Annotated in this window: 20 protein-coding genes; 8 read left to right on the top strand and 12 right to left on the bottom strand. The window is 64.8% G+C overall.

The window, feature by feature from the left end:
* Positions 1-57: 57 nt before the first annotated feature.
* From IVB50_RS01480 to IVB50_RS01470, 3 genes are all read left to right on the top strand, one after another.
* Complete coding sequence (locus tag IVB50_RS01480) at positions 58-1,551, top strand: sigma-54 dependent transcriptional regulator (protein ID WP_018453808.1); 1,494 nt, start codon at positions 58-60, stop codon at positions 1,549-1,551.
* Between the two features lie 362 nt (positions 1,552-1,913).
* Entirely contained in the window at positions 1,914-4,094 is a 2,181-nt protein-coding gene (locus IVB50_RS01475; RefSeq protein WP_026232599.1) for a L,D-transpeptidase family protein, read from the top strand.
* Between the two features lie 275 nt (positions 4,095-4,369).
* A complete protein-coding gene (locus IVB50_RS01470) occupies positions 4,370-6,004 on the top strand; it encodes a DUF882 domain-containing protein (RefSeq protein ID WP_026232598.1) in 1,635 nt (544 codons plus the stop codon).
* 15 nt (positions 6,005-6,019) lie between these two features.
* Here the strand turns inward: IVB50_RS01470 and IVB50_RS01465 are convergent, their stop codons facing one another.
* From IVB50_RS01465 to IVB50_RS01455, 3 genes are all read right to left on the bottom strand, one after another.
* Complete coding sequence (locus tag IVB50_RS01465; protein ID WP_247294058.1) at positions 6,020-6,439, bottom strand: DUF1801 domain-containing protein; 420 nt, start codon at positions 6,437-6,439, stop codon at positions 6,020-6,022.
* Between the two features lie 60 nt (positions 6,440-6,499).
* On the bottom strand, positions 6,500-6,772 hold the full coding sequence (locus IVB50_RS01460; RefSeq protein ID WP_007596286.1) for a DUF2312 domain-containing protein: 273 nt from the start codon (positions 6,770-6,772) through the stop codon (positions 6,500-6,502).
* Positions 6,773-6,981: 209 nt separating this feature from the next.
* Positions 6,982-7,284: a DUF1244 domain-containing protein gene (locus IVB50_RS01455; protein WP_007596287.1), complete on the bottom strand. Its 303-nt coding sequence runs from the start codon at positions 7,282-7,284 to the stop codon at positions 6,982-6,984.
* A 177-nt stretch (positions 7,285-7,461) separates the two neighbouring features.
* Between IVB50_RS01455 and IVB50_RS01450 the strand changes: the two genes are divergently transcribed.
* Together IVB50_RS01450 and pyk are read left to right on the top strand one after the other, a co-directional pair.
* On the top strand, positions 7,462-8,055 hold the full coding sequence (locus IVB50_RS01450) for a DUF1036 domain-containing protein (protein WP_018453803.1): 594 nt from the start codon (positions 7,462-7,464) through the stop codon (positions 8,053-8,055).
* Positions 8,052-9,488 (top strand): pyruvate kinase, encoded by a 1,437-nt coding sequence (gene pyk, locus IVB50_RS01445; RefSeq protein ID WP_026232597.1) that lies wholly within the window; start codon positions 8,052-8,054, stop codon positions 9,486-9,488. The genes IVB50_RS01450 and pyk overlap by 4 nt, the downstream gene beginning before the upstream one ends.
* Before the next feature lie 151 nt (positions 9,489-9,639).
* Here the strand turns inward: pyk and IVB50_RS01440 are convergent, their stop codons facing one another.
* A complete protein-coding gene (locus IVB50_RS01440; RefSeq protein ID WP_026232596.1) occupies positions 9,640-10,320 on the bottom strand; it encodes a TetR/AcrR family transcriptional regulator in 681 nt (226 codons plus the stop codon).
* A 268-nt stretch (positions 10,321-10,588) separates the two neighbouring features.
* On the opposite strand from IVB50_RS01440, the gene IVB50_RS01435 reads away from it, so the two are divergent.
* Positions 10,589-11,572, top strand: coding sequence for a phosphatase PAP2 family protein (locus IVB50_RS01435; protein ID WP_018453800.1), 984 nt, complete (start codon positions 10,589-10,591; stop codon positions 11,570-11,572).
* A gap of 229 nt (positions 11,573-11,801) precedes the next feature.
* On the opposite strand, the gene IVB50_RS01430 is transcribed toward IVB50_RS01435, so the two are convergent.
* The gene (locus tag IVB50_RS01430) at positions 11,802-11,966 is read right to left on the bottom strand and encodes a Flp family type IVb pilin (protein WP_007614256.1); all 165 of its coding nucleotides are present in this window, start codon (positions 11,964-11,966) and stop codon (positions 11,802-11,804) included.
* A 298-nt stretch (positions 11,967-12,264) separates the two neighbouring features.
* Here IVB50_RS01430 and IVB50_RS01425 point away from each other — a divergent pair, with 298 nt between their 5' ends.
* The gene (locus IVB50_RS01425; protein WP_204512217.1) at positions 12,265-13,779 is read left to right on the top strand and encodes a hypothetical protein; all 1,515 of its coding nucleotides are present in this window, start codon (positions 12,265-12,267) and stop codon (positions 13,777-13,779) included.
* A 62-nt stretch (positions 13,780-13,841) separates the two neighbouring features.
* A complete protein-coding gene (locus IVB50_RS01420) occupies positions 13,842-15,026 on the top strand; it encodes a glycosyltransferase family 87 protein (RefSeq protein WP_018453798.1) in 1,185 nt (394 codons plus the stop codon).
* Positions 15,027-15,356: 330 nt separating this feature from the next.
* Here IVB50_RS01420 and ftsH read toward each other — a convergent pair whose 3' ends face one another.
* From ftsH to tolB, 7 genes are all read right to left on the bottom strand, one after another.
* A complete protein-coding gene (gene ftsH / locus IVB50_RS01415) occupies positions 15,357-17,279 on the bottom strand; it encodes an ATP-dependent zinc metalloprotease FtsH (protein WP_007596301.1) in 1,923 nt (640 codons plus the stop codon).
* A gap of 214 nt (positions 17,280-17,493) precedes the next feature.
* The gene (gene tilS, locus IVB50_RS01410) at positions 17,494-18,609 is read right to left on the bottom strand and encodes a tRNA lysidine(34) synthetase TilS (protein WP_018453796.1); all 1,116 of its coding nucleotides are present in this window, start codon (positions 18,607-18,609) and stop codon (positions 17,494-17,496) included.
* Between the two features lie 74 nt (positions 18,610-18,683).
* Positions 18,684-19,742 (bottom strand): tol-pal system protein YbgF, encoded by a 1,059-nt coding sequence (gene ybgF / locus IVB50_RS01405; protein ID WP_018453795.1) that lies wholly within the window; start codon positions 19,740-19,742, stop codon positions 18,684-18,686.
* A 187-nt stretch (positions 19,743-19,929) separates the two neighbouring features.
* On the bottom strand, positions 19,930-20,418 hold the full coding sequence (gene pal, locus IVB50_RS01400; RefSeq protein ID WP_026232595.1) for a peptidoglycan-associated lipoprotein Pal: 489 nt from the start codon (positions 20,416-20,418) through the stop codon (positions 19,930-19,932).
* Between the two features lie 236 nt (positions 20,419-20,654).
* On the bottom strand, positions 20,655-21,419 hold the full coding sequence (locus IVB50_RS01395; RefSeq protein WP_026232594.1) for a hypothetical protein: 765 nt from the start codon (positions 21,417-21,419) through the stop codon (positions 20,655-20,657).
* Between the two features lie 162 nt (positions 21,420-21,581).
* Entirely contained in the window at positions 21,582-23,912 is a 2,331-nt protein-coding gene (locus IVB50_RS01390) for an EAL domain-containing protein (RefSeq protein ID WP_018453792.1), read from the bottom strand.
* Positions 23,913-24,154: 242 nt separating this feature from the next.
* On the bottom strand, positions 24,155-25,501 hold the full coding sequence (gene tolB, locus IVB50_RS01385) for a Tol-Pal system beta propeller repeat protein TolB (protein WP_026232593.1): 1,347 nt from the start codon (positions 25,499-25,501) through the stop codon (positions 24,155-24,157).
* Between the last annotated feature and the right edge of the window lie 37 nt (positions 25,502-25,538).

Here is a 25,538-nt window from a genome sequence, read left to right as displayed (position 1 = left end):
GGCTTCGGCCAGAGTGCCCCGATTCGAGACAGATAGTAGTAGCGTGCGGGGAACACCATGGCTGCCAGTATTTTGATCGCCGACGACGACGCTGTAGCCCGCCGGCTGGTCGAAAACATGGTGCAGAAATGCGGCTATGAGACGATCGTGGTGGACTCCGGCGATGCGGCGATCGCCGCCCTCACCGCCCCCGACGCGGCCATCGACGGCGTCATCCTCGATCTCGTGATGCCCGGCCTCGACGGCATGGGCGTGCTGGCGAAAATCCGCGAAGCGGGTCTCAGCATCCCCGTCATCGTGCAGACGGCCCATGGCGGCATCGACAATGTGATCTCGGCGATGCGCGCGGGTGCGGCCGACTTCGTGGTCAAGCCGGTCGGCCTGGAGCGGCTCCAGGTCTCGCTTCGCAACGCGCTCAATTCGTCCGCGCTCAAGGGCGAACTGCAGCGCATCCGTCACAGCCGCGAAGGCCGGCTGACCTTCTCCGACATCATCACACGCGCCGAGGCGATGGCGGGCGTGATGCGCGCGGCGCAGAAAGCAACAAACTCCTCGATCCCGGTGCTGATCGAGGGCGAGTCCGGCGTCGGCAAGGAGATGTTCGCGCGTGCCATTCATGGCAGCGGCGAGCGCAAGGCCAAGCCGTTCGTCGCGGTCAATTGCGGCGCGATCCCCGACAACCTCGTCGAATCCATTCTGTTCGGTCACGAGAAGGGTGCCTTCACCGGCGCCACCGAACGCCACACCGGCAAGTTCGTCGAAGCTCATGGCGGCACGCTGTTCCTGGACGAGGTCAGCGAGCTGCCGCTGAGCGCGCAGGTCAAGCTGCTTCGCGCGCTCCAGGAAGGCGCGGTCGAGGCGGTCGGCGGCCGCAAACCCGTGAAGGTCGACGTCCGCATCATCTCGGCGACCAACCGCAGGCTGCTCGAGCGGGTCAAGCAGGGCCACTTCCGGGAAGACTTGTTCTATCGCCTGCACGTGCTGCCGCTGACGATCCCATCGCTGCGCGCCCGGCGCGAGGACATTCCGCATCTGCTCAGGCATTTCCTGGCGCGCTTTGCCGCCGAGGAGAACCGCCCCATCACCGGCATCAGCGGCGAGGCCGTTGCGCACCTTGCCCAGCTCGATTGGCCCGGCAACATTCGCCAGCTCGAAAACGCGGTCTATCGCGCCGTGGTGATGAGCGAGGGCGACCAGCTTGGCCTCGACGACTTCCCTCTGATCGCCTCGCAGCCGCATCCGGGAACAGACATTCCGACCGCGCCGCTGATGCTGGAGCCGATCGCGGCCCCCTCCGTGGTGTCAGGTAATGAAATACCGATCGCGCCGCTGCCCATGGCGGGTGCCCTCTCAATGCTGACCGCGACCGGCGACGTCCGGCCGCTGGAAGACATTGAGAACGAGATCATCCGTTTCGCGATCTCGCATTACCGCGGGCAGATGTCGGAGGTCGCCCGCCGCCTCAAAATCGGCCGGTCCACCCTCTACCGCAAACTCGATGAAGCCGGAGTTCCCGGCCATGGCGGCAAAAGCGGTGAGGAGACGCACTGAGCCGGACGCGAACGGCGGTTCGTCCGGGCGGAGCGATACGACTGTAAGCCGTTCGTATGACGACGGAATTCGACTGCGATTTGAACCGTGACTTGGAAGTGACAGACACAGGGAAAAGCGCGTGGCAGAAGCGCACAATCCGTTGCCAAGAGGCGTGCTTGAAGTCAGTTTGTCGTGAGTTGTCCCGGGTAGCGCTGGCTGCGAAATCGGGGCCTGTATATCGTCCGCGTAAGATTCGTCTGCGTAGGAATCGTTGCGTGCAGGCGTGCAACTTTCGAGAGGCCGGCGCGGTTTAGCCGAAGCTCAATAGGCGATAACGAAGCTGTTCCACGGGGGACAGTTCACCCGAGGGGTGCGACACAATGCGTGACTGTTTGAACCACCGTGCAGGCTTTGACCGTGTCTTGATCACGGTCGCGGCGACCTTCCTCACGGTATCGGCCAGCTCAGCCCTGGCGCAGGATCAGGCGCACAGCAGCGCTGCCGAGCTCGCGATCGAAGCCGCCATCCCGCGCCCCGAACCCGCAAACGTCCCGCCCCCGACCGCATCAGACATCAAGCTCGACACCACCGCCACGGTGGTGGACCCTGCTAAGGAGCCCGCCAAGGAACCCCTGAAGGCCGAATCCGCCCCCGCGCCGGACAAGGTCGAGACCAAGCCTTCCGACGTCGCCACCACGCCCGCCGCCGAGGCGACGAAGAGCGAGACGGCGAAGACTGAACCTGCCAAGACCGAACCTGCCAAGGCCGACACGGCGATCCCAACGCCGGCCGCGCCCGCCACCGCTGCGGCTCCGGCCTCGGAGCCGGTGAGGGCCGCGAGCAACGTTCCCGCGGCCGACCAGCCGGTCGCCGACAAGCTCAAGGACATCATTGGCGCAAAGGCCTCGCGCTATCTCGACCGTAAGAACGAACGCGCTGCGATCGAGAAGTTCTACGGTGCACGCGACTTCGCGCCGGTCTGGAGCCAGGGCGGCAGCCTGACCGCTGCGGCCAAGGGCGTGATCGCACGGCTGAAGGACGCGGCGTCCGACGGTCTCAATCCCGCCGATTACCCGGTGCCGGACTTCGCGGCCGCCACGACACCCGATACGCTCGCCGATGCCGAGCTCAAGCTCACCGCCAGCATGTTCGACTATGCGCGCCAGGCCCAGAGCGGCCGCATGCACTGGTCGCAGGTCAGCGGCGACATCCTCTATCCCGAGCATCCGGTCGATCCGAACGAGGTGCTCGCCAAGGTCACGACCGCGGCGGACGCCTCCGCGGCGCTCGACAGCTACAATCCGCCGCAAAAACTTTACAAGGAGCTGAAGGCGAAGCTCGCGGAGCTCCGCGGCCAGGGCAACGGCCCGGTGATCGAGATCGCCGATGGTCCGGCGCTGAAATACACCCCGGCCGGCAAGAAGCAGGCTGAAATCGTCGTTGAAGATCCGCGCGTGCCGCAGCTGCGCGCCAAGCTCGGCATCACCGAGAACGCCAGCGACACCCGCTATGACGCGGCGGTCGCCGAAGCCGTGCGCAAATTCCAGAACAGCGCCGAGCTCAAGGCGACCGGCATCCTCGACGACAAGACGGTGAGGGCGATCAACGCCCCGAAGCGCGACAAGCAGATCGACGTGGTGCTGGTGAACATGGAGCGCTGGCGCTGGCTGCCGCGCGACCTGGGCGCGCCCTCGCTGGGCGATGCCTATGTCATCCTCAACATTCCCGACTACACGTTGAAGGTGATGCAGCGCGGCCAACAGGTCTGGACCACCCGCGTCGTCACCGGCAAGCCCGGCACGCATGCGACCCCGCTGCTCACCGAGACGATGAAGTACATCACGGTCAATCCGACCTGGAACGTGCCGCCGTCGATCGTCTACAACGAATATCTGCCGGCGCTTCAGCAGGACCCGACAGTGCTCCAGCGCATGGGCCTCAAGCTCGAACAGAACCGCGATGGTTCGGTGCACATCTCGCAGCCGCCCGGTGAAGCCAACGCGCTCGGCCGCATCCGCTTCAATTTCCCCAACAAGTTCCTGGTCTATCAGCACGACACGCCGGACAAGAACCTGTTCGCCCGGGACGAACGCGCCTTCAGCCACGGCTGCATGCGCGTGCAGAACCCGGATCAGTACGCCTCGGTCCTGCTCAACATCGCGATGCCGAACGAGAAGTACACGCCGGAACGCATCCGCAGCATGTACGGCAAGAGCGAGATCGACCTGAAATTCCCGACCCCGATCCCGGTCAACATCACCTATCAGACCGCATTCGTGGACGATGGCGGCAAGCTGCAATTCCGCAAGGACGTCTATGGCCGCGACGCGACCATGATCAACATCCTGAAGAACGGTCGCGGCAAGGATCTCGAGAACGTCGTCGCGCACTCCCAGCCGAGCTATTCACGCCCGGCGACGACACTGCCGAACGGGGTGTTGGCGGCCAACAACGGCGGCTCGTCCGGGCCGAATTTCTTCGAGCGGCTGTTCGGAGCGCCCACCCCGCCGCCGGCCCCGGTCGGCCGCCGGCCGCAGCAGCAGCGGGTATTCACCCGCTGAGCCAGGCCGCCCGGCGCCTGATTTCCTGAAATTCTGCAGTAAAATCAGCGACCTCATCCTCTGGATGGGGTCGCTTAACGTTAACCATTCTCCACCTGACCTCAGGCAGCGGGCGTTTTTTTGCCACACTCACCCGGTTAGGTTCGCGATCTGACTTGGTTTGGGGGCGGGAAGGTCAACCTCGAATTAACCTTCTCGCTTTAACAAAGCGTTCATCCTCTTTCGCGCGCTAACGGGGTTAGCGGGAGAGTCCATTTTGAACGCTCGTCGACTGGGTGGGCTCTAACGTGCTGACTGGAATCGCACGCCAATTCGCTGTGCTGTCGTTGTCCCATGCGGGAGTGAAGGCCGGATCCAGAATCGGCCTCGCTGCCGTATTGCTGCTTGCTGCCGCGGGTTCAGTTCACAACGCCGCCGCGCTCAACGAGACCAAGACGCTCTCCTTCCACCACACCCATTCCGGCGAAGACCTCACCGTCACCTTCAAGCGCGACGGACGCTACGACGAAGCGGCGCTGAAGCAGCTCAACCACTTCCTGCGCGACTGGCGCAGCCAGGACGAGACGGTCATGGACCGTCACCTCTTCGACATCCTCTGGGAAGTCTACCGCGACGTCGACGGCAAGCAGCCGATCCAGATCATCTCCGCCTACCGCTCGCCCGCGACCAACTCCATGCTCCGCCGCCGCTCCTCCGGCGTGGCGCGCTTCAGCCAGCACATGCTGGGGCATGCGATGGACTTCTACATCCCGAACGTGCCGCTGGAGCAGATCCGCTTCGCCGGCCTGCGCCTCCAGCGCGGCGGCGTCGGCTTCTACCCGACCTCCGGCTCGCCGTTCGTACATCTCGACACCGGCAGCATCCGGCACTGGCCGCGCATGACGCATGACCAGCTCGCCCGGGTCTTCCCGGACGGACGCACCGTCCACCTCCCGACCGACGGCACGCCGTTGAAGGGTTATGAGCTCGCCAAGGCAGAGATCGAGCGGCGCGGCAGCGGCGAGGATTCCGGCAGCAAGTCGAATTTCTTTGCCGCCCTGTTCAAGGGCAAGTCGGCTCCGGCCGCGGCGAGCAACGACGAGGATGACGAGGGCGCGCCCGCCCCGTCCGCGAAGACTGTCGCGCCGACCGTGGTCGCCGCCGCGACCAAGCCGGCCGATCCGGTGCCGACGCCGCGCGCCAAGCCGTCAGTCGCGGCGACGATCCAGCTCGCCTCGGCCGATGCGCAGATCGTCGCGCTTGCCAAGCCGAAGCCGGCCCCCGTGGCTGACAAGCCGGCCGCCGGCAAATCTGCTGACGCCAAGCCCGAGACCCCCGCCGACATCATCAATGCCCGCGGCTTCTGGGATACCCCGACTGCGCCGCAGCAGGCGACGCCGGCCCAAATTGCTGCGCTGAAGGCACGGCAGGCGCTTGCCGCCGCCACCGATCCGCAGCCGACCGCGAGCGTGTCCAGCGCCGCCTATCAGGCGCTGGCCTACGCGCCGGCGTCCGCCTCCCCGGTCGACCGCGCCAATGTCGTCGCCGCCTCTGCGCCGATCCCGCGCTCCGCCCGTCCCGCCGCCGCATCGCGCAACGTTGCGCCCGCGACCGAGATCAACACGGTGGTCGGCAAGCGCATCGACGGCATGGTCGCAACCGCGACCCGGCTCTCCGCAGCCAAGGGCGAAAGCATCTGGCTCAAGATCGTGATGCTGTCGCCGAGCGCCAGCCGCGCGATGTCGGTCACGCTGATGGGCGAGCTCGACACCGCCGCAATGCGCGCCTACTTCGTCAAGCCGCAGTCCGTGATCGCCATGGGTTTTGCCGACGATCCGATGCAGGGCCTGTCCTGCGACAGTTTCTCGGGCACCGCCACCGCCAAACTCGAGACGACGTCCTTCGTCGTACGGACGGCTTCGCTGCGCTGACGTCTTCGCGCGCCGCTAACGCTTCCTCCGTCGATCCAGATGATACGTCCACGCCAGCAACAGGCAGACCGATAGGTCCTGCTTCGGCAGCTTGCCCGACACCGGCAACAGCAACGCCCTGGTCTGCCGATATTCGAACTGATCGGGAAAGCGTTCACGAAAGGTATCGACCAGCGTCGTCTTGCAGTTGAACAGAATCGCGGCGTGCGCGGAGTCCTTCAGGCGGCCGAGCCGGATCGTGCTGCCACTGCCGGTCTCTTCGGTCAGATAAGCAGGCTCGCCCCATTTCAACGTTTCGGTAAGACGGCCGATGCCTTCATGCGCCGCGGCGGCCGCGAAGATCAGCTCGCGTACCCAAAGCAGCCGCTTGCCGATCGACGCCGGAAAAGCATCGTAGGCACGGCTTACCTCGCGCGGCAGCGGCGGCGCAGTCACCGCGGTCTCCTTCGATCGGCATGGTGTCGCCCTGGCGAAAGCCAGGACGACACCGATAGCTCAGATCATCCCCAGTGCTTGCATGTAGGTCTCAAGGATCGTCTCGGCCTCGGCGCGCTCGTTCGGGTCCTGCTTGCGCATGCGCACGATGGTGCGCAGCGCCTTGACGTCGTAGCCGTTGCCCTTGGCCTCGGCGAATACGTCGCGGATGTCGTCGGAGATCGCCTTCTTCTCTTCCTCCAACCGCTCGATGCGCTCGATGATGGACTTGAGCTGGTCCTTGGCAAATTTCGTCGCGGGCTCGTCGTCGCGGACGGCGGCGGAGGTGGCCATCTTGGTACTCCCAATGGAACTGGCAAAACGAGGTGACGCCGGCATCCTCACCGCGCGTGCTGGTTAGACCCTTAGGGTTCGGACCTCTCGCGTTCAAGGCAGCATCGCGCTCGTCCACAGCGCGCCCACACCTTCCTGCGGCGTGTCGAAGAAAGCGGTTGTGTGATGCGACTCAAAGGCACCGCATATCAGGCTGCCGGCGAGGCCGTTCAGTGCCCCGGATGAACCTTCTTCATGGCATCGAGCTGCTCAGGCGTGGCCGCGCCCTGGTATTTCGACTTCCAGGCCTCATAGGGCATGCCATAGACGGCTTCCCGGCTCTCATCCTTGCTCAAGGCGACGCCTTGGGCGTCGGCGGCGTCCTTGAGCCAGTTGGACAGGCAGTTGCGGCAGAAGCCTGCGAGGTTCATCAGGTCGATGTTCTGGACGTCCGTCCGCGTCTTCAAATGATCGACCAGGCGCCGGAAAGCGGCAGCCTCGAGTTCCGTTCTGGTTTTGTCGTCAATTGCCATGGCTGGATCCCTCGGCTTTGCGAATTGGCTGTGACCTGGATGGGTCACCCTTACGAGATCAGGTGGGGCCTGTCACAGATTTTGCCATATCGCGGCGCAAACGGGCGCGAAGCCGGCTTCAGGCAGTTCCTGGGCCCTACGCCAAATCGTCAATGATCTGATATAGCTTCCGCGACAATGATCGCCGAATCTCCCCGCTCCCGCCTTCGCCTGCTCGCCCGGTTGGTCCCGGTGCTGGTGGTTGGCCTGCTGTACCTCTGGGCCAGCCCGGCTTCCGCCGATTTCCGGCTCTGCAACAACACATCGAGCCGGGTCGGCATCGCGCTCGGCTACAAGGATGCCGAGGGCTGGACCACCGAAGGCTGGTGGAACATCTCGTCGCGCTCCTGCGAGACCCTGCTGCGCGGAACTCTGGTGGCCCGCTTCTATTACATCTACGCCATCGACTATGACCGCGGCGGCGAATGGTCGGGCCAGGCTTTCATGTGCTCGCGCGATAAGGAGTTCACCATCCGCGGCACCGAGGATTGCCTTGCGCGCGGCTATGACCGGACCGGCTATTTCGAGGTCGATACCGGCGAGCAGCGGGCCTGGACGGTGCAGCTCACCGATGCCAACGAACAGCCGTCAAAGCAGCAGCGCGTGCCAGGCCTCCCCGGCCCTGTTGGCCCGGGGGTCCCGGGTTTGCCCAATGGCCCGCCCGGTGGTACGCCCCCCGCCGCGCCTGGCCTCCCGCCAGCTCCCTCGCCCCCGTCTGGAAATAAGCCATGAGGCGTCTTCGCCGTATCAAGATTCTCGCGACCCTTGGACCCGCTTCTTCGGACCTCGCGATGATCCGCCGCCTGTTCGAGGCCGGCGCCGACCTCTTCCGCATCAACATGAGCCACACCCCGCATGACAAGATGCGCGAGCTGGTGGCGACGATCCGCAACGTCGAGAGCAGCTATGGAAGGCCGATCGGCATTCTGGTCGATCTCCAGGGGCCAAAGCTCCGGCTCGGTGCCTTCGCCGAAGGCGCGGTCCAGCTCCAGAATGGCCAGACCTTCACGCTCGATTCCGACAAGGCGCCGGGCGACACCACCCGCGTCCAGCTCCCGCATCCGGAGATCCTGGCCGCGCTGCGGCCGGGCCACGCGCTGCTGCTCGACGACGGCAAGGTGCGGCTGATCGCCGAGGAGACCTCGAAGGAGCACGCGGTGACGCGCGTCGTGGTCGGCGGCCGGATGTCCGACCGCAAAGGCGTCAGCCTGCCCGACACCGACCTGCCGGTCTCGGCGATGACGCCGAAGGACCGCGCCGATCTCGAAGCGGCGCTGGTCACCGGCGTCGACTGGATCGCGCTGTCCTTCGTGCAGCGCGCCGACGACGTGCTCGAGGCCAAGAAGATGATCCGCGGCCGTGCGGCGGTGATGGCCAAGATCGAGAAGCCGCAGGCGATCGATCGCCTCGCCGACATCATCGACGCCTCCGACGCCCTGATGGTGGCGCGCGGCGACCTCGGCGTCGAGCTGCCGCTGGAACGCGTGCCGAGCCTGCAGAAGCAGATGACGCGCATGGCGCGGCGCGCCGGCAAGCCGGTGGTGATCGCGACCCAGATGCTGGAATCGATGATCCAGTCGCCGGTGCCGACCCGCGCCGAGGTCTCCGACGTCGCCACCGCCGTCTACGAAGGTGCCGACGCCATCATGCTGTCGGCGGAATCGGCGGCCGGCAAATTCCCGGTCGAGGCCGTCTCGACCATGAATCGCATCGGCGAGGAGGTCGAGCGCGACCCGATTTATCGCTCCGTCATCACCGCACAGCGCCCGGCCCCGGAAGCCACCGCCGGCGATGCCATCGCGGACGCTGCGCGGCAGATCGCCGAGACGCTCGACCTGCCGGCCCTGATCTGCTGGACCAGTTCGGGATCGACCGCCGTGCGCGTGGCGCGCGAGCGGCCGAAGCCGCCGATCGTGGCGATCACGCCGAACGTCGCGGCGGGACGCCGGCTGTCGGTCGTCTGGGGCATACATTGCGTGGTGGCAGAAGATGCGCGCGACCAGGACGACATGGTGAGCCGCGCCGGCCAGATCGCGTTCCGCGACGGCTTCGTCCGGGCGGGCCAGCGCGTGATCATCGTCGCCGGCGTGCCGCTCGGCATCCCCGGCACCACCAACATGGTGCGCATCGCCTCGGTCGGCCCCGAGGGCGAAGCGAATATCTAGCTCCGCCGGCACCCGGCAAACAAAAAATGTCGAAAACAACCCCATGCACAGTAGCCGGCGGGTCCGGCGGATGTGCTGAGGTTTTTTGAAAAGGCGAGCTCGAGCAACGGCCTGGGCGCGATCAGGTCCGCCGGTCGATCAGGATGACGTTTTAGGCCCCAACCAGCGCTTTCGCCGTCGGCAGCAGCGTCTGCTGCACGACGAGCCCCCTGGCGCGGGCGTCCATGACGCCGACCGCGCGGAGCGCCAGCAGCGTCACGGTCTGCACGGCATCGCGCATCCTGGCGGGATCGTCGAGATTGTCCGGCGCGAGCGGTCCGACCAGGGCCTCGTGCAGCGCGCCGAGCAGCGCGGTGGCAGCAAGGGCCGTGTCCTGCGCCGGCAGGTGGCCGGCGCGCACGGCGGCGTCGATCCGCGAGGCCATCTCGCCCGCGATCTCGCGCCGGCTGGCGAGACGTGAAGCGCTGACATCGACATCGACCGGCTCGGCCAGGATGCCCCAGGCGAGCCTGCGCTGTGACAGGGTATGGACAGCCACGGTGGTGACCGCCGCCGCCAGCGCCGAGGACGGCCCCGGCGCGGCATCGGCGGCTCGCCGGATCGCCGTGAGCTCGTCGCGGGAGACTTCGGCAATCAACTCGGAGATCAAATCGGCCTTGGAGGGGAAGTAGCGGTAGACCGTACCCGCAGCGACGCCGGCGCGAACCGCGACTGGCGCAATCTGCACCGCCGCCATCCCGCCTTCCGCCGCCGCCTCCCGCGCCGCCGCCAGTATCGCACTGCGCCGGGCCGCAAGGCGCTTCACCACTTGATGCGTCCGCCGATAAACCATGGCGCGCTTCCTGTCCCACACGCCGGTCGCACGCCTTGCGGCCGAACGCTTCGTCACTGATATCGCAAATCGCCCCGCAAGGACTGAACAACTATTCAGAGTGGATGACAAGGTGCAAATGCATGAAGCGTCACGCAAAAAAAACGCGAGCTCAAACAGCTAAAAACGTCGCGAACTGCTTTGGTGAAGGGGTAACCACGATCGTTACCGCCATCTTAAACCTGCTCCGCGACTGTGCTGCGGTATCGCGATCCCACCTCGGTGCAGCATGGTCGACACGGACGCCCGGACCGCCTGGCAGCTCTTCCACCTGAACTGGCTTCCCATCGCAGCCATGGGCAGCCTGCTGGCGCTGGGCCTCGCCTTCACCGGCCTGAGCCTCGAACCAGTCGCCTATTGGGTGACGCTGGCAGTTGCTGCAGTCTTGCTCGCGCTGGCCTATGGCCACCGCATCGTCAAAGGCGAGCTTGCCGACCCGAAGCTGCTGTTTTCGCTCGGAACGATCGGACAGATCATTCTCACCTGCGCCATCGTCGGACCGCTCAGCTATGTCGCGGCTAAGCTGAACTGGCCGCTGCAGGACCAGGCGCTGCTTGCGATCGACCGTGCACTCGGCCTCGATCCCGAACCGATCGCGCGATACGTCAACGACCATCCCTGGCTCGCGGACTGCCTGGCTCGCGGATATGGGCTGATCAAATTGCCGCTGCTCGGCATTCCCGTCGTGCTGGCACTGACGGCGCACTATATGCGGCTGCAATTGTTCATGCTCGCGATGAGCCTCGCGCTCGCGGTCACCATCGCGATCTCCGCCGTCGTGCCCGCGATCGGCACCTATTGGGGGCTGCAGCTGTCCGCCGCGCATTTTCCCGAAATCAACACCGCGGTCTATGCCGGGCAGTTGCGCGACATCCTCGCGCTTCGCGACGGTAGCCTGCACGAGCTCCAGTTGTTCTTCCTCGCCGGCGTTGTCTCGTTTCCGAGCTTCCACGCCGCATCCGCCGTGCTCTACATGTGGGCGCTGTGGCCGGTGCGCGGCCTCGGCGGCATCGCGGCTGCGCTCAATCTGCTGATGATTGCGGCAACACCGGTGATCGGCGCGCATTACGTCATCGACGTCGCCGGCGGAATCGCAGTCGCCGCAGCGTCGATCTGGGCGGCGAAATTCTATCTCGAATGGCACCGCCGCGCGCAGCAGACGTCTGCCGCGCCTGCGCCGTCGGCGGTCTGGCAGCCCGGCCTCGCGGAATGACAGCCGACAAGTTGCCCTAGGGTCCGCGCGTAGCGGCGTGCCCGCCGGCAACTTTCAATGTTCAATGTTCTCGACGGTGGGAACGCCTGCGCTTTCGGAGCCGCGGCAGACGCTTTGCCGCCCTACAAGCTTGCTACAGCTTCACGACTTCCCAGATCCGGAAATCGTCCGCCAAAAGAAAAGAGCCCCGTCAAGGACGGGGCTCTTTGAATTCGCGATTCGTACAGCGTTACTTGAGGCTGCTCGAGATCGAGGTGAACTTGGCGTTCAACGTGGTGCCCAGGTTATTGACGACAGTGATGATCGCCAGCGCAATGCCGGCGGCGATCAGACCGTATTCAATAGCGGTGGCGCCGGATTCATCTTTCGCAAAACGCGCAACGAGGTTCTTCATAAAGAGCTCCAAATGAGTACACGAGGCTACAACTGATCTGGTCTTTTGGGCTTCCCAGCGCCGCTTGACCATGGAACCGAACGTAGAGGCAAAGAATTGCGCCGCAGTTAATTCGACTGCGGAAACACAGAGCGGTTTGCGTGTATGCGTCGATGGTAAACCGAAATCTAAAACGATCCGTTAAATTGTCGAGACATCAAGCCGGCCCCGCCTCACCGGTTTACCCGGAATTATGACCGCCGTGGTCCAATGTCGATCGCTCGGCACAACGACAAAAACACCAGGACGACGAGGCGGCATGTCCCTTTCCTTTGCCAACAGCATCACGGTGCAGGGTCGTGCGCGAGCCCTGGTGCCGCTGTGCGTCGGTGCGGGCGCCTATCTCTTCTTCGCGTATGTCGGCGACACGCTGCTTCAGGACTCCGACTCGCTCTGGCAGATCAAGATCGGACAATGGATCCTCGATCACCAGGCGCTTCCCTACACGGACTTCTATTCCTTCACCCGTCCGGGGGCGCCCTGGGTTTCGACCTCATGGCTGTCGCAGGTCCTGTTCGCCCTCTCCTATGCGCAATGGGATTGGGCCGGCCCGGTGGTCCTCACCGCGCTTGCGGTCGCATTGTCGGCGGCGATGCTGGTCGGCCTGCTCGAGGCCCATCTGGAAATTCCGCGAGCGGTCCTGTTCGCGATGTTCGCGCTGTTGCTGTCGCTGCACCACGTTCTGGCGCGGCCACACATGCTGGCGCTGCCCGTGATGATCGCGTGGGTCGGCGTATTGATGGCCGCAGCCGACCGCAAGGGCGCCCCGTCATGGTACTGGCTGCCGCTGATGTCCCTGTGGTCGAACCTGCATGGCGGCTTCGTGCTGGGCCTGGCCCTGATCGGCCCGATGTCATTTGTGGCGCTCTGGGGCATGGAGTCCGGCAAGCAGGTCCGACTGCTGTCGCGCTGGTTCCTGTTCGGTGTTGCGGCACTCGCCGCAAGCTGCGTCACGCCTTATGGCTGGCGCACATTGCTCGGCGCGATCAACATCCTCAATCTGGGCGAGCTGCTGACGATCATCTCCGAGTGGGCGCCCGCGAACTTCGCCTCCTTCAACGCATTCGAAGGCGCGCTGTTCGGCCTGATTGCGATCGGGCTGTATCGCGGCCTGACGCTCTCGCCCCCGCGTATTCTTCTGATCCTGCTTCTGACCTGGATGGCGCTCACCCACGTCAGGAGCATCGAGGCCTTCGCCTTCCTGGTGCCGCTGGTGCTGGCCAAGCCCCTCGGCGAACGGTCTGCGCTGCCGCAGCCTGGCACGCAGGGCGGCGAGAGTTGGGCTGCCCGTTACGTCACCGCGACCGGCGCGCTGATGATCGTGGCCGCAGGCTGGACCTCGACCTCACTCTACATGGCGCATCACCGCTTCACCTTCACGATGGATCAGACACCGGTCGCCGCCGTCGATCTGCTCGAGAAACGCAAGGCGCAACGCATCTTCAACGCCTACCAGTTCGGCGGCTATCTGATCTCGCGTGACATCCCGGTCTTCATCGACGGCCGCGCCGAGCTCTACGGCGAAACCTTCGCCATGGACGTCTTCAAGGCCGTGGAGCTCAAGAAGCTCGACAGTCTGACGCGGCTGCTCGACGCGTACCAGATCGACGCCACGCTCATGGTCGCGGACGCACCGGCCGCCCAGGTGCTGGACCACATCAAGGGCTGGAAGCGGCTCTACGCGGACAACATCGCCGTGATCCACGTGCGAACCGGCGGCACAGAGGCCGGCGCGATGCCGGAAGCGGAGTCCTCGAGGGAAGCCGTCAAGTGAGCGCGTCAGCTCAGCAGCCGATATCCGGTCCATCGCGCCGCTGGATCGGAATTCCTCTCGTGATGCTGCCAGCGTTTTCGATCGCAACGCTCTTCGCCTGGGGCGTCCTGATCTCCACCTTCACCCATCCCGGTTGGATCGGGCTGAACCACGTCGCTCCCGGCACCGACTGGATGGTGTTTTACGGCGCCGTCAAATCGTCGCTCGCCGGCAATCTTGCGCTGGTCACCGATGGTGACGCGTTCACGGCCTATCTCAACCAGTCGTTCGCATCATGGCTCACGGTGCCTCTGGAGTTCCGTCCATGGTTCTATCCGCCCGGCTTCCTCGTTCTGCTGCTGCCATTCGCGCCGCTTGGCTTCATCGGCTCCTATGTCGCATTCCAGGCCGCGACCGCAGGCTTCCTGGCCTGGGCGCTTCGCAACCGGTCCGATCAGCCGCAACTGACGCCCTACATCATCGCGGCCGTGCTGGTCTCGCCATCGGCATCTCTCAACCTGGCCGATGGACAATGCGCCTTTCTCGTTGCCGCACTGCTGGTCGCGGGCGTCAGGCTGCTCGGACCGCGACCGCTCCTGGCCGGGGCAATCCTCGGGCTGCTGAGTTTCAAGCCGCAATTCTTCCTGCTCGTCCCGCTCGCGCTAATGGGGGCGCGCCGCTATGGCAGCCTGTGCGCTGCTGCATGCTCGGCATTCGCATTGGCGGCTGCAAGTGCCATGATTTTTGGCGTCGAATTGTGGCTCTGGTGGATACCGCAGGCGTACAACAATCTGGTCAGCCCCGACGCGAAATGGCTGGCCTATGGCCGCATCTGGGGTCACAGCGTGTGGGCCTGCGCGATGCTGCTAGGCCTGCCGGAGCGGCTGGCCTCCATCCTGCAGCTGGCCGCGATCCTTTCGAGCGCGGCGGCAACGTTCGCGGTCTTTCGCTCCTCGCTCCGTACCAACAACAAGCTGATCGTACTGCTTGCGGCAACCGTGCTGGCAGCCCCGCATTCGGGCCCTTATGACGCGACGCTGCTGACGGTCGCCGTCGTGCTGTGGCTTGCCGCATCGATCGATGCTCCACGCTTTCGCGACTGGCTGATCGGGCTCGGCATCTGGATGGTGCCGTTGCTCAGCCCGGCGGTGTATATTCCGGCGGGACGACTATCGCCGCTCCTCATCGTCGCTCTCATCGGCGTCGTGTTCGGCGCGTTGCGCAGTCCGGCAGGGTCTGGCGAGCCGGCAATGTCGCCGCATTCCTGAATCCAATCTGCGGCTGGCGATGCGGGCGCCGAAGTGATGACGCAAACTCCGGAGCGTGTGCCACCACTTCTAGCGTGATTGGCGAGAGATGGTGGGCCCGGCGCTTAGGCACCTTTGCCTGCCGTACTTCTGAGTTTCCAGTGCAACTGCATCAAAATCGTCAATGCGAGCGCAGTGAAGCAAATCCAGACTGTCACCGCGGATCTATTCTGGATTTCTTCGCTGCGCTCGCAATGACGGGCGCTGAGTTGGCACCACCCGCAAATCACCATCACCAACAAAAAACGCGGCGTTTCCGCCGCGTTTTTCAATTCGATCTGCCGTACGCGATTACGCCTGCGGCTGCGGCTCCAGGCCGGGATCCGGATCGGGTCGCGGGCGCGACTTGCCGGCCGGCGGCACGGCCGAGGCGCGCGGTGTGGTCGGCTCGAGCACGGATTCGCGGTTCGGCTTCTTGCCCTTGAGCAGGTCGATGATCTCGTCGCCGGAGAGCGTCTCGAATTCGAGCAGGCCCTTGGCGAGAGCTTCGAGATCGGCGCGCTTCTCGGTGAGAATACGCGTTGCCTCGTTATAGCCTTCTTCGACGAAGCGCCGGATCTCGGTATCGATCTTCTGAACCGTCGCTTCCGATGCGTTCTGGGTGCGCGACACCGACATGCCCAGGAAAACCTCGTCCTGATTCTCGCCGTAGGACACGGTACCGAGCGCCTCGGACAGGCCCCAGCGCGTCACCATCATGCGCGCCAGACGCGTCGCCTGTTCGATGTCGGACGACGCACCCGAGGTTACCTTCTCGCGACCGAAGATCAGCTCTTCGGCGACGCGGCCACCCATCATGATGGCAAGGCGCGAGGTCATCTGCTCCAGCGACATCGACAGCTTGTCACGCTCGGGCAACTGCATGACCATACCCAGCGCACGCCCGCGCGGAATGATGGTCGCCTTGTGGATCGGATCGGTCGCGACGACGTTGAGGCCGACGATGGCGTGGCCGCCCTCGTGATAGGCCGTCAGCAGCTTCTCTTCCTCGGTCATGACGAGCGACTTGCGCTCGGCGCCCATCATCACCTTGTCCTTGGCTTCCTCGAACTCGGCCTGGGTCACCATCCGCTTGTTGCGGCGGGCGGCGGTGAGCGCGGCTTCGTTGACGAGGTTCATCAGGTCGGCGCCGGAGAAACCCGGGGTGCCGCGCGCGATGGTCTTGAGGTTGATATCCGGCGCCAGCGGCACCTTGCGGACGTGGACCTTGAGGATCTGCTCGCGGCCGACGACGTCCGGGTTGGGCACCACGACCTGACGGTCGAAGCGGCCGGGACGCAGCAGCGCGGGATCGAGCACGTCGGGACGGTTGGTCGCGGCGATCAGGATCACGCCCTCGTTGGCCTCGAAGCCGTCCATCTCGACCAGCAACTGGTTCAGCGTCTGCTCGCGCTCGTCATTGCCGCCGCCGAGGCCGGCGCCACGGTGACGACCGACGGCGTCGATTTCGTCGATGAAGATGATGCAGGGCGCGTTCTTCTTAGCCTGCTCGAACATGTCGCGGACGCGGCTGGCGCCGACGCCGACGAACATCTCGACGAAGTCAGAACCCGAAATGGTGAAGAACGGCACGTTGGCTTCGCCCGCGACCGCACGCGCGATCAGGGTCTTGCCGGTGCCGGGAGGTCCGACCAGCAGCACGCCGCGCGGAATTCGGCCGCCGAGGCGCTGGAATTTGCCGGGGTCGCGCAGGAATTCGACGATCTCCTGCAGGTCCTGCTTGGCCTCGTCGACGCCCGCGACGTCCTCGAAGGTGACGCGGCCATGCGCTTCAGTCAGCATTTTTGCGCGCGACTTGCCGAAGCCCATCGCCTTGCCGGCGCCGCCCTGCATCTGCCGCGACAGGAATATCCACACGCCGATCAGCGCGATGAAGGGCAGCCAGGAGACCAGCAGCGAGACGAACCACGGCACGTTGTCGCCGGGCGGCTTCGCGGTGATCTGCACCTTGCTGTCATAGAGGCGCTTCACGAGCGTCGGATCGCTCGGCGCATAGGTCTGGAAGCTCGAGCCGTTGGTGAAGGTGCCGTGAATGTCCGGCCCCTGGATTACGACGTCGCGCACATTGCCGCGGTCAACCTCGCTCAGGAGCTGGGAGAAGGCGATGTCCTGCGAGGAGGCGCGCTGACCCGGATTCTGGAAGAGCGTGAACAACGCCAACAGCAGCAGGACAATGATGACCCAGAGGGCGAAATTGCGCAGATTGGCGTTCATCGATCTTCCTTCGTGGTCGCGCGGATCGCGGCCTGAGCCTTGGGCAGTTATTTGGGCAGCGCGAGGAAATCCCCAAGGAATCCTCTCGGTTAGACGCATACAATCTAGGTGTCGCTCCGGTCGCTGCCAAGGGAACGAGATGGGACTATTTAGCCCATCTTAGTCCGATTCCCGCTGAAATAATGGCGCCCGGATCCGGGTTTTTCCTGCCTGGTTAAGGTGTCCTCACGGCGCGGTCTCGAAATGGCCGGTGCCATGATCCGCCCTTATCCACCCTTGATCCACCCTTGCGCCGGGCCGGCGCCGGGGCGATGCGGATACGTCCCCCGGCAAGGCTGATCAAGGCTCCCGCAAGCGTCTGCTTCAGGGCCGGCCGGCCATTTGCGGGTGCGCGGGCACTTGCGGCAATGGCCTGATCGAGCACGGCCAGGAGGGATTCGACCTTGCCGAGTTCCGCCGGCCCCTCATGCCCGAACGCGTTGATGGCCCGCAGCAGGATCCGCAGCCGGACCTCCTCCGGCAGGGCGGCAAACCCGGAGGCCTCGAAGCTTCGAACGCCGGCCTGCGGCGCATCGCCGCGATCCCGCAAACGGAGGAAGCGCTCGGCTCCATCGGTCAGCACCTCGACGGCCAAATTGGCGCGCGCCAGCCTTGCCGCGAGCCGAGCCAGGCTGCGGGCATCACCGCCCTCCGCCGCGAGCTGCGGCAGCAGCGCACGCAGCCGCGGCCGGGTAAAGGCAGCGTCGTGGTTGGTGGGATCGTCGGCAAAGCCGATCTTCGCCCGCTTCAAGGTCGCGATCAGCTGCGACTTCGGAACATCGAGTAGTGGACGCGCAAGAACGACGCCGTCGCGCTCGGTGAGACGGGCCATCGCCGACAGCCCGGCTAATCCGCTGCCGCGCACAAGCCGCATCAACAGGGTCTCGGCCTGGTCGTCGCGGGTGTGGGCGGTCAGCACGTGGCTCGCACCGGCGAGGCGCGCGGCCTGCACAAGCAGGCGGTAGCGAGCTTCGCGCGCGGCGGCCGGCAGTCCCGTTTTCGGCTTTGCCCCGCGCCAGCGCACGGTCCGGTGCGGCAGGCCAAGCCCGGTTGCGAGACGCTTGACCGCGCGCGCCTCGCGCGCCGCCTCCGGCCGCAAGCCGTGGTCGATGGTGACTACGGTGAGACGCGGGCCGCGCGAAAGGCTGCGATGCCAGCGCGCCGCAAGCCACATCAGCGCCACCGAGTCGGGCCCGCCGGAGACCGCGAGCAGCAGTCCCTGCGCGCCTTTCAGGCCTGCGAAGAGGCGCTTGGCCTCACGCGCCGAGATCGGTGAATTGTCCTCTGACATGACACTGCAATCGTCCGCGGATGGACACTGTTTAGCGCAGCGCCATCCGTCTTGTCAGGATCAATCGCCGCGCCTCAGCACTTCACCCGCTTCTGCTCGCGGTCGACCGCAGCTTTGACGCCGGCGGAAGCGCGCGGATATTTGCGCCCGACTTCACCGAAGGCGGCACACGCCGCCTCCTTCTCCTTCAGCGCCGCCAGCGACTGGCCGAGCCGCAGCAGGGCATCCGGTGCCTTGGCGGATTTGTCGTATTTCGTGGTGACGGCGAGGAAGGCTTCCGCGGAGTCGCGATATTGCTGGCGCTGGAAATAGCTCTCGCCGAGCCAGTATTGCGCGTCACCGAGCAGCGGGTCGCTCGGATATTTCTGCGAGAAATTCTTCATGGTCTGCTCGGCCAGCGCGTAGTCCTTGCGCTGCATGTAGCCGATTCCGAGGTCGAATTCGTCGCGCGGCGTTGCCGAGGGCGGCAGGGTCGCAAGGCCCGTGCCGCCTGATGGCGCGGGAGAGCCGGATGAGACCGGCGGATAGCCGGGCTGCGCAGCCTGAGGCCCGACCGCCTGCGGATAGCGGGGGCCGCTGTTGGCGAGATCAAGCGGTTCGCCGGCGCCACGGCCGCCGGGCGCGCCGCTCGGGGCACCTGCAGGCATCGGTTGCTGCCCGCCGCCGAGCGCGCGCGGCGCACCCGGCGCATTCGGACTCTGGTTCGGGTCGAAGGCATCGCCGCGGCGGCGCGTGCCCGGCGCGCCGGGCGCAGGCTGCTCCTGAACGATCGGTGCCGGAGAGGCGATCTGCGGCTGCTCGTAATTCGGCTGGGCCGCTTGCTGGTGCGGCGGCTGCTGGCGATAGGCCGGCGCGGCTTGTGCGGGCGGCATGGCCGCGACATTGGGCTGGACCGGCGTCTGGCCGGGCGAAGCTTGCGCGCCGCCCTCGAGCGCTCTTAGCCGCTCTTCGAGCTGGCGGTTGCGATATTGCAGCTCTTCGTTCTGACCGGTGAGCTGGCGCAGCTGGTTCTCCAGCCGCTCGATCCGCATCTCGGGATCTGCATCGTCCGATTGTGCGAGGGCGGGCGAGCACAACGAAAGCAGCGCGGCGATCGCCACGGTGCCGGTGAAGACCTTAAATCTGGATGACATCTTGCCCTGACGACGAAAGCGAAATGGCCTGCGACCGAACATTCGACGCGCCACACATTGAAGGGGAGTACGCCAAAACTGTGACTGTAACAAACGGGTTTCTGTCACAGATCGCTGAAACGAAACCGGCGCCCGAGAGGGCGCCGGCATAATCGCTATCTGAAGATGAACGGCGCCTGACCGATCGTCAGGAGCTCGCGTTCAGCACGGTGACGGCGCGGCGGTTCTGCGACCAGCAGGAGATGTCGTTGCAAACGGCCACCGGCCGCTCCTTGCCGTACGAGATCGTGCGCATGCGGTTCGGATCGATGCCGCGCGAGGCGAGGAACGAACGCACCGATTGGGCGCGGCGAGCGCCGAGCGCGATGTTGTATTCGCGGGTGCCGCGTTCGTCGGCATGACCTTCGACGGTGAAGCTGTAGCGCGGATAGCTCTGGAGCCACTGCGCCTGCTTCTCCAGGGTCACGATCGCCTGCGGGGTCAGATCGGTCTGGTCGCTTTCGAAGAACACGCGGTCGCCGACATTGACGACGAAGTCTTGCTGGCTGCCCGGCGTCGCCGCGTTGGCCATCGCATCCGTGGCAGAGTTCTTGTTGGCGCAGGCACCCATCGACAACGCGACGGCAAGCACCGCGGCCAGCTTCAATCCCTGGAGGATGCGCATAGGATGTTTCATTCCGGAGCCTCCACGCTCACGTTTCGTCCACTGCTGTCCGGTCTACAGGGGGTTGGTTAAGCGAACGTTCCGTCAACCTTGATGGAACCTTGCCACAGCCGGTCAAATGCCCCCAACCAGCGAAAAGCAACCGTCATGGTTAATGGGTTGTAAATGTGGCGCGACGGTGAAGGCAAGCCGCAACGACCGGCAAAAACCGCGGCCTTTGCTGGAATTTTAGGCTCGTCGCGTGGGGCCTAGCGGGCAGAACCCGTTGCCGAGACGGCTACGTCCGGGGGCCGCTGCGTGGCCAGCGACACCGGGCGCGCGGCAGCCTGGCGGGGGCTGCTGCGTTGAAACAGCATGCGCCGCTCAAACGCGCTGGAGCGCATGATCGGAAAGCGCGTCAGGACCTTTTCCCGCTGGTTCCGGAAATCGGACGCCATCAGCACGGCCTTCTTGGTGGGCCAGCCCGGAAACCCGCGTGGCTCCGGTGAAATGGTCTCGTGCAGGAAGATGCGACGATAAAACGCCTGGTGGTCGGTCCGGATCATGGCCAGCCCGGTATCGGCGTTGAAATGATCGCAGGCCACAAAGGCCAGCCGCACCGTCAGATAGGGCAGCTCCGGAAAACGCTGGTGCTTTTCGGGATCGGCAACAAACCGGCATGGATCGATGAGAACTTCGCCGCGGTCGAGGCGGGGATGCAGCACGTCGCCAAACACTTCGGTCGTGTAGGACATCCGCCAGTCCGACGTCAGGACGTGAATGCGAACGGAGCTGCAGAGCTCTCCATCGACATAGACCCCGAAATTCCAGGTGTTGGGCGCATCGTCGAAGCGATCGGTTACGCGCCGCGACTCCGACGGCTCGATCAGACCGGCGTGCAGATAGGCCCGGTACCGCATCAAATAGAGGTTGTCTCGGTCCTCGGGAGTTTCGATCAGGCGGTAATCGATGCGGTCAAACAGAGCGGCTCCCCGCGGAAGGAGCACCGTTTGCGGTTCAGCTCCAGACGTCATCCAGTACCCCTACACTCCAAAGCAACTTCTGCGAGTGTGAGGAGATTAATGGTTCATTAACGGAATTGCAAAGGCTTAGAAACGTTAGGGTTAACCTTTGCAGCCCGCAAAAACACGGGCGAACGAGAGCTAAATGCGTTGAAGGAGCGAGGCGGAGAAAGATCAGGCGATCGATCGCGAGGACACCATGACGATGTGGTCCTCAGCCCCGCGGCGGCCATGCGAGGCATTGAGCAATTGGCGAATCCGGACTGCCGGCACCGGCCGGCTGAACAGATAGCCCTGCCCTTCGGTCACGGTGCCGTCGGCGCTGATCAACTCGAGCTGATCATTGGTCTCGATGCCCTCGACCACGACCGCCATGCCGAGATCGGCCGACAGCCGCGCTACGCCGCGCAGCAGCGTCAGCGGCCGGTCGGCATCGATGCCCTCGAGGAAGGAGCGGTCGATCTTCACCTTCTGCATCGGGAAATTGTGCAGGTAGCTGAGGCTCGAATAGCCGGTGCCGAAATCATCCAGCGAAATGCGCACGCCGATCGCATGCAATTGCGACAGGATGTCGTGCGTGAGCTGGGTGTTGCGCAACAGGGAGGATTCGGTGATCTCGATCTCCAGCCGATGCGCCGGGAGCCCCGAAACCTCGAGCGCGTAGCGGATTTCGCTCAAGACGTCGCGCTGGTGGAATTGCTGCGGCGAGAAGTTGACGGCGACGCTGACGCCCTCCGGCCATTTCATGCATTCCATGCAAGCGCGGCGCAGGATCCAGCGGCCGAGATCGACGATCAGCCCCATGTCCTCGGCGACCGGGATGATGTCGATCGGCGAGACCGTGCCGCGCACCGGATGATTCCAGCGCAGCAGCGCCTCGCACGTCGTGATCTTGCCGGATTTCAGATTGACCAGCGGCTGATAGAACAGCTCGAACTCCTCGTTGGCGAGCGCCTTGCGCAGATCGAGCTCGAGGATGCGGCGCGCCTCGACGGTCGCCGCCATCTCGTCGCGGAAGAAGCAGAAGGTGCCGCGGCCGTCGGCCTTGGCCCGGTACAGCGCCATGTCGGCATTCTTGAGCAGCGTGTCTGCGCTGATGCCCTCCGGCAAGGTCAATGCGATGCCGACGCTGGCGCCGATCTCGACCAGATGATTGTCGATGCGGTAACGCTCGCTCAGCCGTTCGACGATCCGGCGCGCCAGCGCAGCGGCGTCCTCGGGCGAGGAGATGTTCTCCTGGAACACGACGAATTCGTCACCGCCGAAGCGGGCGACGAAATCCTCGGGGCGCAGCATCTCGCGCAGACGGTTGGCGACCGCGCACAGGAGCTGGTCGCCGCAGGGATGGCCGAGCGTGTCGTTGACCTGCTTGAACTGGTCGAGGTCGACGAACAGCAGCGCGGACAGGCGCTCGGCGCCGTGCGAGATCGCCAGCAGCCTTTCGATCTCATCGCGGAAATGAACGCGGTTGGGCAGCGCGGTGAGGTCGTCGTAGCGCGCCAGATGCGTGATCTTGGCCTCGGCGCTACGTCGCTCGGTAATGTCCTCGAGCAGCACCACCGCGCCACCGTCAGCCATCGGCTGGACAGTCCAGGACAACGACCGGTTTCGCTGCGTATCGGGATCGGCGGTGATGATCTCCTTGGCTTGCGAACTCTCGATGTCCGCGACGATTCGCTCGCCGCTCCCAGCGGAGATGGATCCCGCGCTCACGCACGCCGCGACGATGTCACGCGCGTTGACCCCGCGCTGCGCGAGACCTTCCGGCAGATTCATCATTGCGCCGAAGCGGTGGTTCATGACCGCCAGCTGTCCGTCGACGCGGAACATGCAGAGGCCGTGCGGCATGTTGTTCAGAGCCGTATCGAACTGGCCGGCGAGCGCGGCTTCACGCTCACGTGCCACGACCGCTCCCATGAAGATTCGATGCAGATTCACCGAGAGCTGCATGATCGCCATCAGGAACGCGGCGCTGACCAGCGCCATCGCGATGTAGTAGGGTGTTCCACGCAGCGCCAAGGCAAGCACGGCCGGGCCGAAGATCAGCACGGCCTGGAGGTGGAAGATCGCAGGCCGGCCATATGCCCTGCCCGCGCCGCCTGCCGCGATTCCGGTCGTGACGGACAAGGCGATCATGTGGGCCACGGCGTCGTCCGTGGCCAACAGGGTGGTGGCGCACCAGATGCCGATCGCAGCCGCCTGGATCTTTGCTCCGATCTGATAGCGCTTCTGCCAGCGTGCGGCCGCCTCGACGGTCATGACCGCGTGACGTGCCTGATAGAGGCGCAGGTCGATCGCCCGCGCGGTCCCGGCCAGGATCAGAAGTGCGACGCACGCCCAGATCAGCGGCTCGCCCGTCCTCAGCGCGGTGAGGGCCGCACCAATCGACACGAAAATGAGTCCCGCCAGCAACGGGCCAGGCGCTTCGAACAGCGAATCGATTTGCGCCGCCGAAGTTTTCGGCGGCCGCTGTTCCGGCTCTCCGCTCTGACTTGCAAACTGCATCTGGTGTTTACGCGCGTCCTGTCTGGAGCGCAGTTTTACCGATCCGGTATGAAGTCTTTCTGAGGGAACATCGTTAAAGTCGAGTTGTTTTGAATGACCAATAGTCGGAATACATCAATAGAAACAAACCCATGGGAAAAGTTTGCCTAGTGCAACCTTAAAGAACAATTATCGCGGGGAAACATCTCGCCAAGTTTTCGGAAAAGGCGCGCGGTCAAATCATCGCGCGCCGGGGGCGGCGGCTAGCCCGATGTCGAGGACAAGAGCGGCGACCATGCCGGGTCGGAGGCGAAGCCCGGCGTCGGCACTTTCAGCTCGTTGCGCCCCGAGATGTCGACGGAGAACAGCGACGGCCCGCCGCTGCCGCCCGGATCGCGGAAGAACATCAGCACGCGGCCGTTCGGCGAGAAGGTCGGACCTTCGTTATGATAGCCGGAGGTGAGAAGCCGTTCGCCGGAGCCGTCCGGCTTCATCACGCCGATCGAAAACTGCCCGCCACCTTGCCTGGTGAAGGCGATGTAATCGCCCCGCGGCGACCACACCGGCGTCGAATAGGTGGCGTTGTTGTCGTCCTTGGAGAAAGAGATGCGCTGCGCCGCTCCGCCGCCCGCGGCCATGACATAGATCTGCGATCTGCCGCCGCGATCGGACTCGAAGCAGATGCGGGTGCCGTCCGGGGAGTAGGAAGGCGAGGTGTCGATCGCGGGCGTGTCGGTGAGGCGCGTGGTCGAGCGCGAGCGCAGATCCATCACGAACAGGTTGGAATTGCCGCCCTGCTGCAGACTCATGATGACGCGCTGGCCGTCCGGCGAGAACCTCGGCGCAAAGGTCATGCCGGGGAAGTTGCCGACGATCTCGCGCTGGCCGGTCTCGATGTTGAACAGGTAGACCTTCGGATCGCCCTGGCCAAATTCCATGTAGGTGATCTCTTGCGAGTTCGGCGAGAAGCGCGGCGTCAGCACGAGGTCGGAGCCGCGGGTCAGATAGCGCACATTGGCGCCGTCCTGGTCCATCATCGCGAGCCGCTTGACGCGGCGCTCTTTCGGCCCGGTCTCGTCAACGAACACCACGCGGCTGTCGAAATAGCCCTTCTCGCCGGTCAGCTTCTCATAGATCTGGTCGGAGATGATGTGGGCGATGCGACGCCAATATTCCGGCGAGGTGAAATATTGTTGGCCGGCGAGCTGCTGGCCCGTGACGACGTCCCACAAGCGGAATTCAGCCTTGAGGCGGCCGTCCGGCTGCCGCGTCATGCGGCCGGTGACGAGGGCCTGCGCGTTCAGGGTCTTCCAGTTCTCGAACTGCGGCGCGACGTCGATGTTGCTGATGCGCTCGATGAAGGCGGCCTGGTCGACCGGCGCAAACAGGCCCGAGCGCTTCAGATTGTTGGTGATGACCTGGGTGACGCCGTTGCCGACGTCACCGTCGGCCGGCGAGCCCGGCACAAAATTGGTGATCGCAATCGGAATCGGCCGAAACTCGGTGGGATCGATGCGGAGCCGTCCCTGCGGCTGCTGGGCCAAGGCTTGTCCGCCCCCCAGCATCGCGAGCGTCGATCCGGTCAGGGTCATGAAGCGGCGGCGGTTCATCGATCGAACGTCATTCATCGCAAAATTCTTTTGTTCG

Source organism: Bradyrhizobium sp. 87 (assembly GCF_023073015.1).
Lineage (GTDB): Bacteria > Pseudomonadota > Alphaproteobacteria > Rhizobiales > Xanthobacteraceae > Bradyrhizobium > Bradyrhizobium canariense_D.
Note: the sequence above shows the minus strand (reverse complement) of the source record. Positions and strands in the feature narration are given on the sequence as shown.